Raw genomic sequence first — 15,083 nt, 5'->3', positions numbered from 1 at the left:
ACTCCTTTTAACGAACCAAATACATCATAGAATAACTATAAGGAGTTTCCTGTATGATTCGTGAAGCTGAAAAAAGGGATAAAGATAAATTGGTTAAACTTTACCGGATGTTAGTGCCGAATAGTAAGAAGATGAAAGTTAGAGAAGAGCAGATCGAGATAATCAGGCGTGATCGTAACAATTTTTTATTTGTGTATGAGGAAGATGCAGAACTGAAAGGGACACTGACATTAAACATATGTCTGCAAGCATTGCATGGTTATCGACCTTACGGAGTCGTTGAAAATATTATCGTACATGAGGATTTTCGTGGTCGAAATATAGACAGAAAACTTTTACAACATGTTGAAGTTTATTGCCGTTTGATCGACTGTCACAGAATCATGCTTTTGAGTAGTTCAAAGCGAGACAGAGCCCATCAGTTCTTTGAACAAGAAGGCTTTGATGGATCTGTTAGTAGAGGCTTTAAAAAATATTTGTAGGCATTAACTTTAAAAGCAATCATCTCTTTCAATCTGGAGGTGATTTTCTTTTTGAAACTAAATACATACTTTTTTTGACTTTTTTAGGATGTTTTTTGGCTCTTTATATGTTCCTGATGATAACCAAATAACTTGGTGCACTAATTTTTTTGTTAATAGACAAGCTATCCCCATTTGGCATGTATCTTGCAATGAATAAAATGAATTTTCAAAATCATTTTAGGTCCTCTTGTAGAAGCTGCTTTTTAGAAGAGAGATCTCTATGAATGGAGGAGAAGTAATCCTTGAACAAAAAATGGATGTCTGTAACGTTGGCTATGACGCTTGGCTTATCACTAACTACCTCATCAATAAGTTTTGCTAAGAAAAAGGATGATTGGAAAGGAAACCTCGTGATTGCGGGAGGAGCTTTAGGGAGTAGCAATAAGGAAGTATATAACGAATTTATCAGTTTAGCAGGTGGTAAGAAAAAGGCAAAAATCGGTATCATACCCGCAGCAAGCAGTTCTTTAAAATCTTCACAAAGCTTTAAAAAAGATCTCGTTACATATGGGTTGCATGAACATCAGATTGAGATCGTTCCTCTAGCAAATCAAGATTTCAGCGGCACACCTGAAGATGAATCAAAATGGAGAAAAAACGCACACAGCAAACGAGTAGCAAACAAGATTGAGAATTATAGTGCGATCTGGTTTGTGGGTGGAGATCAGCTTCGAATTACAGATACATTAGTAAAATCGAACGGGCATCGGACAAAAGCATTAGACGCCATTTGGAAAATGTATAGGCAAGGCGGTGTTATAGGAGGAACGAGCGCTGGTGCGGCCATCATGAGCGATGTGATGATTACCGGTGGTGACAGCTTAGGAGCACTAAACAATGAGGTTGTTACGAAGAGTAATCCTAATTCAAATAAAGAATACGAACCATTGCATCTTGAAAAAGGACTCGGATTTTTTAAGTATGGCATTGTAGATCAGCATTTTGATGAACGGGCACGTCTGGGGAGATTGGTGATGACGGCTCTAAAAGAAAAAACGAAGAATCAATTTGCTTACGGTGTAGATGAAGATACAGCTCTTATCGTAAACAACAAACAACAAACAGTAAAGATCGTCGGAAGAAGCGGCGTATCTGTTGTTGATGTTAGTAAAGCGAAGGTTACCGACTTTGATAAAGCACATTTTCAAGATGTTCAAATCAGTCATCTCGTGTCAGGTGACTCCTTAAATGTTTCTACTAAAGAGTTTTTCATAAGCGATCATAAAGATGAAACGAATGGATATGAATACTACGAATTTAAGCCACTCGATGCAACAGGTTTATTTACTTCTTACGGAAGGATGAAAGAATATCTCTCGTATTCTTTGATCGATAATTCGACAACAGATGCTGTGAAAAGTTATTTATACGACTCTCAAGGGAATGGTTTTCAGCTTCAGTTTAGAAAAACAGAGAACACAAAGGGCTATTGGGGTTATAAAGATGGACAAAAAGACGATTATTCGTTTACAAATGTCGCGTTTGATGTAGAGCCCAAGAAAGTGAGTTTTACAGAAAATAAGAATGCATTCTCTGAGTACAAGCATTCTACGTTTAAAGCTCCCGTCATCGACCGTTCAAGACCGGTCAAAGGAAGCCTGTTGATCGCAGGTGGTTCGTTAGGAAGCACGAATGGTGATGTTTATAAAAAGTTTATTGATCTAGCCAAGCGAAAAGAGGATTCTAAAGTTGGGATAGTACCGGCTGCAAGCTCCAGTTTAACATCCTCAAAAACGTTTAAAGAAGACCTCGTTCGATACGGGATGATAGCAGAACACATCGAAATTCTTCCGCTCTCTGTAACGAATGACAAAAAAACACCTGAGGATGAGTCCAAGTGGGCGGAAATAAATAAAAATAACGAAGATCTTGCCCAAAAAGTAGAACAATTAGATGCCGTGTGGTTTGTAGGTGGTGATCAAACCAAGATTACAGCTTCACTATTGAATGAGGACGGATCAAATTCTAAAGTGTTGAATGCCATTTGGGAAACGTATAGAAATGGTTCGGTACTTGGTGGAACAAGTGCTGGAGCTGCAATTATGAGTGATGTTATGATTGCGGGCGGAGGAAGTTATGATACCCTTGCTTCTGGTTTTACAGAAACATATGACGGAATGCTGCAGCAAGAAGGAGGTCCAGGTTATTTAGAACGAGGGCTTGGTTTCTTTGAATATGGCATTGTAGATCAGCACTTCGACAATAAAGCGCGTCTTGGCCGATTGATTGCTGTCTCTAATGAAAAAGGAGATCACAATAAACTATCATATGGTATTGATGAAGATACCGCTCTTGTCGTATACAATGAACAGAAAAAAGCGGAAGTTGTAGGCAGAGGTGGCGTAACCTTAGTTGATCTATCAAAACAGGTAAAGAGTTCGGAGCTTGGCCAAAGTCAGTTTAAGAATATTAAGCTATCGTGGATCAACCAAGGAGATGTGCTCGATCTTACAACAAAAGAAATTTCAATTAACGAGAATAAAGACAGCACGACAGGTTATGAGTATTATGAGTACAAAGTGCCGCCTCATTCAGGTGTCTTAAGTGCTCATGGCGTATTAAACAAATTCATCTCTTTCAATCTAGTAGATAATGCTGGAGCGGGAAGTGTAAAAAGTTACAGCTTCTCAAAAACAAAAGGATTTGAGTTAAACTTTAGAAAAACGGCTGAAACAGAAGGCTATTGGGGATATACGGACGGTCAAAAGGATGATTACTCTTTTGTAGATGTATCTCTTGATATAACGCCTGTAAATGTAAAGATAGATTAATTGAATCATGCATAACCAGTTAAAACCGATCAGAGAAAATTCTGGTCGGTTTGATCTTGTTAAGGCTTTTTCACGGATTCTAAAGTACCTTTTTCACCGATTTTCTGCTATAGTAAACAAGGAAAAGATTGATGTAAGAGGAGGAAGAACCGTGGAAAGTAAAATTGAAGTTCTTTCGACGCTAAAGGTGGACAAGTCGAGTGACTTGTATAAAGTAGTATCTGAATTGAACAAAACATTAAAGCATCAAGATTTAATGTTTGGGCTCGCGTTAGATGACGAAAATAAAAATAAGATGATTTTTACGATCTATCGCACATAGGAAGGCTTAAATATGGGAAAAAAGTGGATACTTGTTATTATTGGCATTCTAATCTTAGCAAGCTGGCAAGCTTATTATCTGTTTAATGGCGTTCAAGCAAAGCCCGCTAAGAAAGAAGCAGAAGCTGTTGAAATCGCAAAGAAAGAAGAGAATCTCGTTTCTATTACAAATGTGGATCACTTTTATAAGAATGAGACGTATTATGTTGTAGAAGGTAAGAACAAAAAAAGCACAAACAAGATCGTTTGGGTCGATAAAGACAAAAAGGTTACCTCTTTGAACGCGAAAGATGGCCTTTCAGAGAAACAGATCCTGAACTATGTAAAACAGAACCATGATGCGAAAACGATCGTTGACAGCCGTCTAGGCATGGAAGATGGAATTCCATTGTGGGAAGTGGTCTATTATGACACGAAGGATCGGTACACCTATTTTTACGGTTATTTTGAAACCGGTGAGCGATACGAGATCTATCGTCTGAAAGAATCAGATCAATAAAATTTAGATTAATAAAAAGTGGAGGGATTTAGTAGTATGAAGCTTGCAAAACGTGTGGAGGCATTAACTCCTTCAACAACTCTGGCAATCACAGCAAAGGCAAACCAATTAAAGGCAGAAGGGCACGATGTAATCGCACTAGGTGCAGGTGAACCTGACTTTAATACACCGATACATATTATTGAAGCGGCTTATGAGTCTATGAAAGAAGGACACACAAAATATACGGCTTCCGGCGGACTTTTATCTCTGAAAAAAGCGATCGCGAACAAGCTGAAGCAAGATCAAGGGTTAACGTATGAAACGTCTGAGATCATCGTAAGTACAGGAGCAAAACATTCGTTGTACTCTCTGTTCCAAGCGATCCTTGATGAAGGAGACGAAGTGATCATTCCGATTCCGTATTGGGTGAGCTATCCTGAACAAGTGAAGCTTGCAGACGGCACGCCTGTCTACTTAGAAGGAAAAGAAGAGAATGGATTTAAGATTACAGCAGAAGATCTGAAAAAGGTGATCACGAAGCAAACGAAGGCACTGGTCTTAAACTCACCGAGCAATCCGACTGGATCTCTTTATTCAGCTGAGGAACTGCGCGCGATCGGAGAAGTTTGTCTAGAGCATGATGTGTTGATCGTGTCTGATGAAATCTATGAAAAGCTTGTTTATGGCGGAGTGAAACACACGTCGATCGCTGAGCTTTCACCTGAGCTAAAGAAACAGACAATTATCATTAACGGTCTGTCCAAGTCACATGCGATGACAGGCTGGAGAATCGGTTTTGCAGCAGGTGACGCGAAGATCATCAAAGCGATGACGAACTTAGACAGCCATAGTACATCAAACCCGACAACAACATCTCAGCACGGTGCACTTGCAGCCTATAACGGCACACAAGAGCCTGTTGAAGAGATGCGTCAAGCGTTTGAAGAGCGCATGAACAAAGTGTACGACCGTCTGATCACGATTCCTGGTATCACATGTGTAAAACCGAACGGTGCGTTCTATCTGTTCCCGAACGCTACAGAAGCGGTAAGAATGACAGGATATAACACTGTCGATGAGTGGGTAGAAGCTCTTTTAGAAGAAGAAAAAGTAGCTTTAGTACCAGGTTCAGGATTTGGTGCGCCAGACAACGTGAGACTTTCTTATGCGACCAGTCTTGATACAATTATGGCCGCGTTAGATCGTATCGAACGTTTTATCAACTCAAAACGCAAGTAATGATTGATTTTTAGAGTGTTCTACTTCATAATTTTTTTTGGTAGATATTGATAACGTATAGTGGAGGTACATGTAGTGAAAACAACGATTAATAAGCTTAGTGAACACGTAGGCAAGACCGTTAAGATCGGTGCTTGGCTCTCAAATAAGCGTTCTTCTGGTAAGATCGCTTTCTTACAGCTTCGCGATGGATCTGGATTCGTGCAAGGTGTTGTTGTAAAGAGTGAAGTTGGAGATGAGATCTTTGCAAAAGCAAAAGGACTTACGCAAGAATCTAGTCTTTACGTAACGGGTACGGTTAAAGAGGACGAGCGTTCAGCTCTAGGTGTAGAACTTGAAGTAACAGATGTAGAGGTACTTCATCAAGCGGTAGACTATCCGATCACACCGAAAGAACACGGAACTGAGTTCTTGATGGACCACCGTCACCTTTGGATTCGTTCTAAGCGTCAGCACGCAATCTTAAAGATCCGTAACGAGATCATCCACGCTGTGAACGAGTTCTTCTACAACAACGACTTTGCAAAAGTAGATCCTCCGATCCTTACAGGAAGCTCTGCTGAAGGAACGACTTCATTGTTCCATACGAAGTATTTTGAAGAAGATGCTTATCTTTCTCAAAGCGGACAACTCTATATGGAAGCGGCAGCGATGGCACTTGGAAAAGTATACTCATTCGGCCCGACGTTCCGTGCAGAGAAATCCAAGACTCGTCGTCACTTGATCGAGTTCTGGATGATCGAGCCTGAGATGGCATTTGTTGAACACGAAGAATCCCTTGAGATTCAAGAACAATTCATCTCACACATCGTTCAATCTGTGATCAAGCGTTGTGAAAACGAGCTGAAGACACTAGGACGTGACATCTCTAAACTAGAGAACGTTAAAGCGCCATTCCCTCGCGTTTCTTATGACGATGCGATCAAGATGTTAAAAGAAAAAGGTTTTGACGATATCGACTGGGGAGACGACTTCGGTGCGCCGCACGAAACAGCGATCGCGGAAAGCTTCGACAAGCCCGTCTTCATCACGAACTATCCGAAAGACATCAAAGCGTTCTACATGAAGCCAGACCCGAACCGTGAAGATGTTGTACTATGTGCAGACCTAATCGCTCCTGAAGGATACGGAGAGATCATCGGTGGAAGCCAACGTATCGATGACCTTGCACTTATGGAACAGCGTTATGAAGAGCACGGATTAACAGACGATGCTTACAAATGGTACCTAGAACTTAGAAAATACGGAAGCGTTCCTCATTCAGGATTCGGTCTTGGATTAGAGCGCACAGTAGCATGGATCTCTGGAGCAGAGCACGTTCGTGAAACAATTCCATTCCCGCGTCTATTGAACCGTCTATATCCTTAATAAAATTAAAATCTCCCTGTTATGCGGGGAGATTTTTTATTGTACTTAGCAGCGTTTTAAGAGTGTGGAAAAACTGTGATTAAGCCGTTTTGTGGAGTAATTAAGTCGTTTTTGCATCCAGTTAAGTTTAAAATGAAAAAATTAAGTTTAAATCCTACCGAATTAAGTCTAAAAATGAAAATAAAGGCCGTTCTGCAAATTTCGACATGCCACTCCAACACGCTATTCTCGTTCAAACCTAGTTTTTTCTCAACATTCACCAGTACGGCGAAAATAAAAAAGCTAGGTTTATATGCTATAATGAAAGCAGAGGTGTTTTAGTGATGAACGGTAATTTATTTGAACGATGGATGGCTGAAGGATCAGTCAGCATCCCTAATATGTTAATCAAAACGTACAAACAGATCGGCCTATCAGACAACGAATGCATGTTGTTTATACAGCTTCATGTTTTTATAGAATCAGGAAACTATTTTCCGACACCTGTTGAGCTGTCAGAACGAATGTCAGCTTCGAGTGATGAAGTGTCCGCTATGCTCAGGACGTTGATCGGTAGAGGTGTGCTCGGCATGGATCAGTTCGAGGATAAGGAAAAAGGCGTCTATTTTGAGGCATATACGCTTCAGCCCCTTTGGAACAGACTTCTTCAAACTTTAAAAGAAGAAGAGCAGGCTAAAAAAGAGGTACATAAGGAGCACCAGGAACAGAACGTGTTTGTTCGCTTTGAAAAAGAGTTTGGTCGCCCGTTGTCGCCGATGGAGCTTGAAACGCTTAAAATTTGGATGGACGAGGATCAGCAGTCTCCAGAATTGATACTCTCTGCACTTAAAGAGTCCGTTTTATCCGGCAAGTTAAACTTTCGATATATTGATCGTATTCTTTTTGAATGGAAGAAAAATGGCATTAACAGTCCTGAAGCAGCAAAAACGTATGGTGAAAAATTCAGAGTAAGACAGCTGCAAAGATCAGGTAAACAAGAGCAACCGAGGAACGATGCAGGTATCAAACGACCCCAATACAACTGGCTGGAATCCTAAGACAAGAAAAGGCCTTATACCCTAAGGTCTTTCTTTTTTATAACAGGAGGTAAAGTATTCGTGTTAAACAAAGCACAGATTCAATTTTGTTTAGAGCAGATCGAGGATATGTTTCCTGACGCTCATTGCGAACTTCATCACTCGAACCCGTTCGAGCTGACGATCGCGGTTCTTCTGTCCGCTCAATGTACAGATGCGCTCGTTAACAAAGTAACACCGAAACTTTTTGCAAAATATAAGACGCCACAAGATTATCTGAACGTAACGATAGAAGAGTTGCAGGACGATATCCGGTCGATCGGTCTATACCGAAATAAAGCAAAGAACATTCAAAAATTGAGTGAACTTCTATTGAACGAATACGGTGGAGAGATTCCGAAAGATCGAGATGAACTGACGAAGCTACCGGGTGTAGGACGTAAAACAGCAAACGTTGTAGTTTCTGTCGCATATGGGGTTCCTGCTATCGCTGTTGATACGCACGTTGAACGGGTTTCGAAGAGGCTAGGCATCTGTAAATGGAAAGACTCTGTCCTGCAGGTAGAAGAAACATTGATGAAAAAGATTCCAAAATCGCTTTGGGGCGCAACTCATCACCGTTTGATCTTTTTTGGAAGATATCACTGCAAAGCACAAAATCCAAACTGCCCAGAGTGTCCACTTCTCTCAATCTGTCGAGAAGGTAAGAAGCGGATGAACCAAAAAGAAAAGAAGAAGCTGACTCAAAAAAGATAGATTAGAGCCGTAACCACTGGAGTTACGGTTTTTTTCTTTGTCTTAAAGCATAGAAGATGTTGAAACATGGCTAGCGTAGTGGGTATTTTAGTGAGGTGAGGTTGTCAAAATTTGTCGACTCGCTGATATATGATTAAAATTCGCTAAATTATCGCTTAAACTTGCCGGATTATGTACAAAATTTCAGGGATTATTGAAATAATTTCTTGAATTCCGCTAGCAGAAACCGGCGGGGGTATGCAAAAGAAATCTGCAAAACAACATTAACCGGACTAAACAGCTTAATATACCACTCAAATACCAACAAACATTTTAAAATCTGCACAAAAATCCCATATGTACAAGCAATCACTCTCCTTCTACATACCATATACAAAGGAGAGTGATGTTTTAGTGTCATATTCAATCACATATGACTATATTAAGTTAGGTAACGCAAGACCTGGTACGAAGATCGATGGGCCATTCTTCGGAGTCGCTCACGATACAGGAAATCCAGGGACTTCAGCTAGAAGCAACCGAAACTATTTTAACAATCAACAGCCGAGTGCGAGCGCACATGTTTTTATTGATGATAAAGAGATCTTAGTGATCATTCCGCTCGATGAAAAAGCGTATCATGTTCAGTATGGAACACAGTTGGACAACCTGCGTTTTGGCAGAGAATCGAATGATGCAGCGATCGGCGTGGAACTCTGCTGGGGAGGCAGGATCAATTTTCAAGAAGCGTATAAACGTTACGTCTGGTTCTGGGGTTATCTGTGTAAAAGATACAACTGGAGACCACAAGAAAAGATCGCAAGCCACAAACAATTAGATCCAGGGCGAAGAACAGATCCAGATAACGCATTGAACCGTTATGGCATCACATTTAATCAGTTCCTAAAAGATGTGGAGAACTCCATTTCCAATCAAACGATCCCAACTCCATCACCAAAACCAAAACCTCAACCAAAACCAGAAAATAACAACAGTGTTTTAAAAAGTGGAGACACAGGCGAAAGAGTGAAGAATCTGCAGAACAAATTAAAGCGAGCGGGTTACTCTCTAGAAGCAGATGGTGTTTTCGGTGCGAACACAGAGAACGCTGTGAAAGCATTTCAGAGAAAATATAACTTAACGGTTGATGGAATTGCTGGCCCAAACACATTAAATAAATTAGACGCTGTGTTGAAGCAACCAACAAAACCAAGTCAACCGGTAGCACCAAAGCCAGGGAGCTCGAACGGAAGTGCTGTAGTACCTTACCCAGGCTATGTTATCAAAAGAGGTTCAACTGATTCAGCAAACGTAAGCAGGATACAGCGCGCATTAAATGTTCCAGCAGATGGTAACTTTGGTCCTCAAACAGAATCTGCGGTAAAAGCTTATCAAAAAAGAAAAGGACTAGCTATAGACGGAATCGTTGGTCAAGCCACTTGGTATACACTCTTTTAAAGAGGTACAATAACTGTAGATAAGAGATTATCTTTTGATAAGCTCTTTTTTGTTGTATACATATCGGAGGCGTAATAAATGAACGAGAATACCGAGAACATTTTTATAGAGTGGAAAGAGAAGTCAACGGAAATTGCTATATATTTTAAAAATCGTGACCGAAAAAGTGCGAGAGAACCGATGGAGTATTTCTTCACGCAGTTCTTGAAAACGATCTATTCGGTAAACGGCGTGCAACCTCGTCATCCATTGAACTACAAAAGCGATCTAAAGGAATATAAGCACTTACCTGTGAATGCGATCGAGCGGCTTACGTTCATAGACGACCAGCCCGATCACTACCAATCGTACATACAGCTTAGTGAGTTATTTTCAGAATGGGAAAAGAAAAGTGTCATATTAAGAAAGCGCAGTACATAAGGACAAGACTCTTGGACATATGATGATGACATGAGACGTTTTTTAGGAGGGGTATCATGCAGATTCATGTGGTGAAACGGGGCGATTCTCTTTGGAGGCTATCGCAGTACTATAAATTACCGTGGCAGGAGCTCGCTACGGTTAATCGACTTTCTGAAAAAGACGTGCTGACAGTAGGACAGACACTTTTTATCCCAACACCTTTTACGTATACCGTTCAGCCTGGTGATTCATTAGAGGAGATCGGAAACAGGATCGGTGTATCTGTCGCACAGCTACAGCAAGCAAATCCCGGTGTGACAGACAGCAATCTCCGGCCAGGGACGCAGCTTAACGTTCCAGAGCGTATGAAGAAGACGATCGTAACGAACGCGTTTGCAGAACCAAATCCGAAAGCACAAGCCAATTTTGATGCGGCTGCAAGAGCGTTAACGTACATTACGCTATTCAGCTATGAAGTGAACGAAAAAGGCGTGTTCAAACCTCTAAATGATTCCGAGTTCTTAAAAGATGCTAAAAATAAAAACGTGCGCCCGATCATGGCCATCACGAACATAAAAGACGGGGAATTTAGTGAAGAAGTTGGAACAGCGATTCTAACGAAAAAAGAGATAACAGATAAAGTGATAAACGAGTCCTTACGAATCATGAAGCAAAAAGGCTATGAAGGAATCTCTGTTGATTTTGAGTTCTTAGGAAAACAAAACAAAGAAGCGTACAATCAGTTCTTAAGAACGCTCACAGAAAAGATGCACCAAGAAAATTTAATCGTGATGACCGCCGTAGCACCTAAGATATCGGGCACACAAGAAGGAGAATGGTACGAATCTCATGATTATAAAGCTCACGGGGAAATCGTAGATTATGTGATCTTGATGACGTATGAGTGGGGCTATAGCGGTGGACCGCCAATGGCCGTCAGTCCGCTTCCATCTGTAAAAAAGGTGCTCGATTATGCAGTAAGTGTGATCGATCCAAAGAAAATTCTTATGGGCATCAATCTGTACGGTTATGACTGGACGTTACCGTATAAACCGGGCGGTGAGTTCGCAAAAGCGTTGAATCCGGTTCAAGCGACCCAGCTTGCAGGTAAAAGGCAGGCTGCCATCAAATATAGCAGAAAAGACGAAGCACCATTTTTCCGTTATTGGGATAAACAGAAAAAAGAGCATGTCGTTTGGTTTGAAGACCTTCGGAGTATGAAAGCAAAATTTGATGTGGTCGATCAGTACGGCTTTGCAGGAGTAAGCTTTTGGAACCTATCGTTTGGTTATCCAGTTTTTTGGAACTATTTGCTTGATCGGTATAACATCAAATAAACAAAAAAATCCGTCAGCTAAAATTGCTGACGGATCTTTTTGTCGTTATGGATTGAGAGGAGGAACTAAGCCTCCGCCGTTTCCACCATTTTGTTGTCTGCCTCCGTTTTGCCCAGGAGGTGTAGGAGTTGTACCAGGTTCACCTTCTGTAGGTGGCTCTGTCCCAGGCTCTTGTCCGGGAGGAGTACCAGGAGTACCTGGTTGTTCACCTTCACCGCCTCCTTGATCTGGAGGAGTCCCAGGTTCACCTTCAGCAGGTGGTTCAGTTCCAGGTTCTTGACCTGGAGGAGTACCTGGCTCTTCGCCTTCACCTTCACCAGGTGGTGGCTCTTCACCTTCAGGCCCTTCGATCGTAATCGATGTTCCTGCAGGTTCACTTTCTGTGTTGTTCTCACTGTCGATCGCTATGACTTGGAATGAATATTTACCAGGAGCAGGTGATGGAACAACGAATTTCGTATCGTTGATCGTTGCACGTTCCTGCATCGGTCCATCGTTATAGCTTGCGAGAACTCTAAAGGATACGCCTTTTTTCTTACCATATTTCCATTTAACTTCGATCTCGTTTTTATTTTCTTTGTACTTCGCTTCTAATCCCTCAATCGAAGAAGGTTTTTCATAGCTATCACTTATGCCAGGAAGGTCAGATCCTTTAACGAAAAGCTCGATGATCTTTTCAGAATCAGGTGTGAACTCACTTGCCCGTTTCCCTGTTCCTTTTTCCATCGCGACTTCCGTTACAGATTTCGGCTTCTTGAAGTCAGTGTTCTTATGATCTAACTCGCTCATGATATCACGGAAGATCTGTTTCGAATAATCCGCTTCATTGTCGTTTAGATAAAGACCGTTACCTTCTTTGTCTTTGTTCTCAGCATAACCAGTCCAAACAGCTGCTGTATAGGTAGGTGTATATCCTGCCATCCAAGCATCTTTCGTCGCCCCATCTGGAAGACCGTACTTATCACGATCTTCTTTAGAGTAGTTAGTTGTACCCGTCTTACCAGCTAAGTTAAGTCCACTAACGTTCGCTTCACGTCCAGTTCCTCTGTCCATCACATCTTTTAGCATATCTGTGATCATATAAGCGGTGTAATCTTTCATAGCTGCTTTCGGCTCTGAATCGACTTCAACTACACGGCCATCAGGGAACTCAACTTTACGTACCGTAGTTGGTTTTGAGTATATACCTCCGTTACCAAAAGATGTATAAGCACCAGCTAGAGTAAGAGGGGAGATACCACCGTTAAAACCACCGATCGCGTAGGATGGATAAGTTGTATCTGGATCTAAGTCAAATCCTAATTTGTTAGCAAAATCTGTTGCTTCTTCTGCTCCAACTTCTTGGAACGCACGAACAGCAGTCGTGTTCTTTGATTCAACGAGTGCTTGACGCATAGAGATGTCGCCAACGTTTCGGTCGTTAAAGTTGTTGATCGTAATGTCTTTCAGTTCTACTGGTTCATCTTTTAGAATGTAGCCTGTGTTCCACTTTTTATTCTCAATAGCAGGACCATAATCAAGTATTGGTTTAATAGTGGATCCTGGTTGACGTGTAATTTTTGAAGAATAATAGTTACTTAATTGACCGCCGCGGCCACTTCCGACTGCGCGTATGGACCCTGTCTTCGTATCAACTAAAGCAACTCCAGACTGTAGGAATTCATGCTCTTCATTTAATTTCGCTTTTAATACATCTTCAGTTGTTTGCTGTGCTTTCGTATCTAAATTCGTATAAATTTTAAGTCCAGATGAATAGATATCTGCTTCTTCAAGACCTTCAATTTCTTTGAGATCATCAATAACCTGTTTAATGTAAGCATCATAAGGGCGAGTCTCAGTCTTAACTTCGCCTTCTTTAATCATGTCTTTAACAGAAATGCTTTTTGCATTTTCTGCTTCTTCTTTTGAGATGAATTTGTGCTGAGCCATTAAGTTCAACACAACGTTGCGTCGGTGTTCTGCTTCTTTTGGATTCCTCGTAGGATCATAATAACTTGGCGCTTTTGGCAGACCAGCTAAAAGAGCTGCTTCTTGCACCTCAAGTTGATCAACATCCTTGTTGAAATAAACTTTGGCAGCTGTTGCAATTCCATAAGCATTGTTTCCAAAATAGATCTTATTTAAATACATCTCTAAGATTTGGTCTTTAGAGTACTTCTGTTCTAATTGGACGGAAAGATATGCTTCACGAATCTTACGTGTAAGAGACTTTTCATTTGTTAATACCGTATTCTTAATAACCTGCTGAGAGATCGTACTCGCACCTTCTGCTCCAAATCCTTCTCTAACGTTAGCGAAGGCTGCACCTGCTATACGGCGTACATCAATACCACTATGCTCACGGAAACGCACGTCTTCTGTGGCGATAAAAGCATTTTGTACAGGTTCTGGAATTTCATTAATCTTAACACGAATTCGTTTTTCATCACCTGCAACAAGAGAAACTTCCTTGTCGTTCATATCCATTATCTTAGAGGATACAGGTGTTTCTAGTTTCTTAGGATCTAATTTAGGAGAAGTCGCGGCAATAACACCGATCGTTAACAGTCCTAAAACGCCTAATATAAGAGCAAGGATGAACAGCGTCTTCTTCCAACTGCGTCCTCGTCTAGGTTTTTTTGTTTTTGATTGATTTGCCGGTTTGGAACTATCACTAGATTGTCTGCGCTCCATACGGCTTCGGTAATCTTTTGACATTGTTTTACCAACCTTTCAACTTCATAAAAAATGAACACGTTCAATTATTCGACGACATTTGACAATTTATGAACGACTAGAAATAGACAGAATCTACCACTTGTAAGTAATTAAGCCGAGGTTGATACCCGATAGTAATAGAATGTCCTTTTTCCTCGATTTCACCCTTAGGTATAGATTTTCTGCCTTCTTTTTGTTCCTTCCAAAACGTGATCAAGTGAGAACTGTCGAATAAATAGCTCTCATCTGTTTGAGAGAAACGAAGGATGACGAACGAGATCCCACCATGATCTAAGATGTGCTGCATATGAAGTAACTGGTGTTCATGAAAGTTCTTTAGAGGAAAGCTCGTCTTGTTCTTTGTTTCTTTTGCCTCAAAGTCAATGTATCTTCCTTTATACACCCCATTGTAATCTGTCGTGGAAGCGAGTTTAAAGTACGCTTCTCGAATGACAGCGGCAGATCGTTTTGGATATTCTACATTTACGATCTGAACCGGAGTAGGTTTCTTATGGATGATCGCTTGATTGGTTAAAAGATAATATTCGTTGCTCTGATTGATATCATCTTCTAACGACATTCCTCTGTTGCTGTACGAAATATCTTTTTTGATAGAAGATGAAGATTGTTTTTTCACGATAGAAGTCACTTTCTTACCGTTTGGATAATGAAAGGTACCCATGATTCATCTCCTTTACAACGAAAGATGGCTATGCGCATGAAAAAACGATACA

The 15,083-nt window shown here is 40.9% G+C and carries 13 protein-coding genes and 1 pseudogene; 12 read left to right on the top strand and 2 right to left on the bottom strand.

All coding sequences use genetic code 11. The features are described from left to right. Positions 1-53: 53 nt before the first annotated feature. The 12 genes and pseudogenes from I5J82_RS09145 (at position 54) to I5J82_RS09095 (ending at position 11,652) form a co-directional block, all read left to right on the top strand. Positions 54-482, top strand: coding sequence for a GNAT family N-acetyltransferase (locus I5J82_RS09145; RefSeq protein WP_198767607.1), 429 nt, complete (start codon positions 54-56; stop codon positions 480-482). A 284-nt stretch (positions 483-766) separates the two neighbouring features. Continuing rightward, positions 767-3,295 (top strand): cyanophycinase, encoded by a 2,529-nt coding sequence (locus I5J82_RS09140; RefSeq protein ID WP_198767606.1) that lies wholly within the window; start codon positions 767-769, stop codon positions 3,293-3,295. Positions 3,296-3,446: 151 nt separating this feature from the next. Continuing rightward, on the top strand, positions 3,447-3,617 hold the full coding sequence (locus tag I5J82_RS09135; protein ID WP_082820684.1) for a YpmA family protein: 171 nt from the start codon (positions 3,447-3,449) through the stop codon (positions 3,615-3,617). A 12-nt stretch (positions 3,618-3,629) separates the two neighbouring features. Beyond that, positions 3,630-4,115 carry a cell wall elongation regulator TseB-like domain-containing protein gene (locus I5J82_RS09130; RefSeq protein ID WP_198767605.1) on the top strand — a complete coding sequence of 162 codons (486 nt, stop codon included), beginning with the start codon at positions 3,630-3,632 and terminating at the stop codon, positions 4,113-4,115. A 36-nt stretch (positions 4,116-4,151) separates the two neighbouring features. Continuing rightward, positions 4,152-5,336: a pyridoxal phosphate-dependent aminotransferase gene (locus I5J82_RS09125; protein ID WP_198767604.1), complete on the top strand. Its 1,185-nt coding sequence runs from the start codon at positions 4,152-4,154 to the stop codon at positions 5,334-5,336. A 75-nt stretch (positions 5,337-5,411) separates the two neighbouring features. Further along, complete coding sequence (gene asnS, locus I5J82_RS09120) at positions 5,412-6,704, top strand: asparagine--tRNA ligase (RefSeq protein WP_197221194.1); 1,293 nt, start codon at positions 5,412-5,414, stop codon at positions 6,702-6,704. Between the two features lie 323 nt (positions 6,705-7,027). Beyond that, positions 7,028-7,741 (top strand): DnaD domain-containing protein, encoded by a 714-nt coding sequence (locus I5J82_RS09115; protein ID WP_198767603.1) that lies wholly within the window; start codon positions 7,028-7,030, stop codon positions 7,739-7,741. 60 nt (positions 7,742-7,801) lie between these two features. Then, positions 7,802-8,476, top strand: coding sequence for an endonuclease III (gene nth, locus I5J82_RS09110; protein ID WP_198767602.1), 675 nt, complete (start codon positions 7,802-7,804; stop codon positions 8,474-8,476). Positions 8,477-8,812: 336 nt separating this feature from the next. Next, positions 8,813-9,370 (top strand): annotated as a pseudogene (locus tag I5J82_RS20345) (peptidoglycan recognition protein family protein); the annotation flags it as partial. After that, the gene (locus I5J82_RS20620; RefSeq protein WP_332873682.1) at positions 9,368-9,913 is read left to right on the top strand and encodes a peptidoglycan-binding domain-containing protein; all 546 of its coding nucleotides are present in this window, start codon (positions 9,368-9,370) and stop codon (positions 9,911-9,913) included. The pseudogene I5J82_RS20345 and the gene I5J82_RS20620, both read left to right, overlap by 3 nt. A 78-nt stretch (positions 9,914-9,991) precedes the next feature. After that, positions 9,992-10,333 (top strand): YpoC family protein, encoded by a 342-nt coding sequence (locus I5J82_RS09100; protein WP_198767600.1) that lies wholly within the window; start codon positions 9,992-9,994, stop codon positions 10,331-10,333. Between the two features lie 56 nt (positions 10,334-10,389). Then, positions 10,390-11,652: a glycosyl hydrolase family 18 protein gene (locus I5J82_RS09095; protein ID WP_198767599.1), complete on the top strand. Its 1,263-nt coding sequence runs from the start codon at positions 10,390-10,392 to the stop codon at positions 11,650-11,652. 45 nt (positions 11,653-11,697) lie between these two features. On the opposite strand, the gene I5J82_RS09090 is transcribed toward I5J82_RS09095, so the two are convergent. Together I5J82_RS09090 and recU are read right to left on the bottom strand one after the other, a co-directional pair. Beyond that, positions 11,698-14,349, bottom strand: a complete 2,652-nt coding sequence (locus tag I5J82_RS09090) for a transglycosylase domain-containing protein (RefSeq protein WP_198767598.1) — start codon at positions 14,347-14,349, stop codon at positions 11,698-11,700. 76 nt (positions 14,350-14,425) lie between these two features. Then, positions 14,426-15,031 (bottom strand): Holliday junction resolvase RecU, encoded by a 606-nt coding sequence (gene recU / locus I5J82_RS09085; protein WP_198767597.1) that lies wholly within the window; start codon positions 15,029-15,031, stop codon positions 14,426-14,428. Positions 15,032-15,083: the final 52 nt, after the last annotated feature.

The organism is Fictibacillus halophilus (assembly GCF_016401385.1).
GTDB classification, from domain to species: Bacteria; Bacillota; Bacilli; order Bacillales; family Fictibacillaceae; genus Fictibacillus; species Fictibacillus halophilus.
This window is presented reverse-complemented; position numbering and strand designations above follow the sequence as displayed.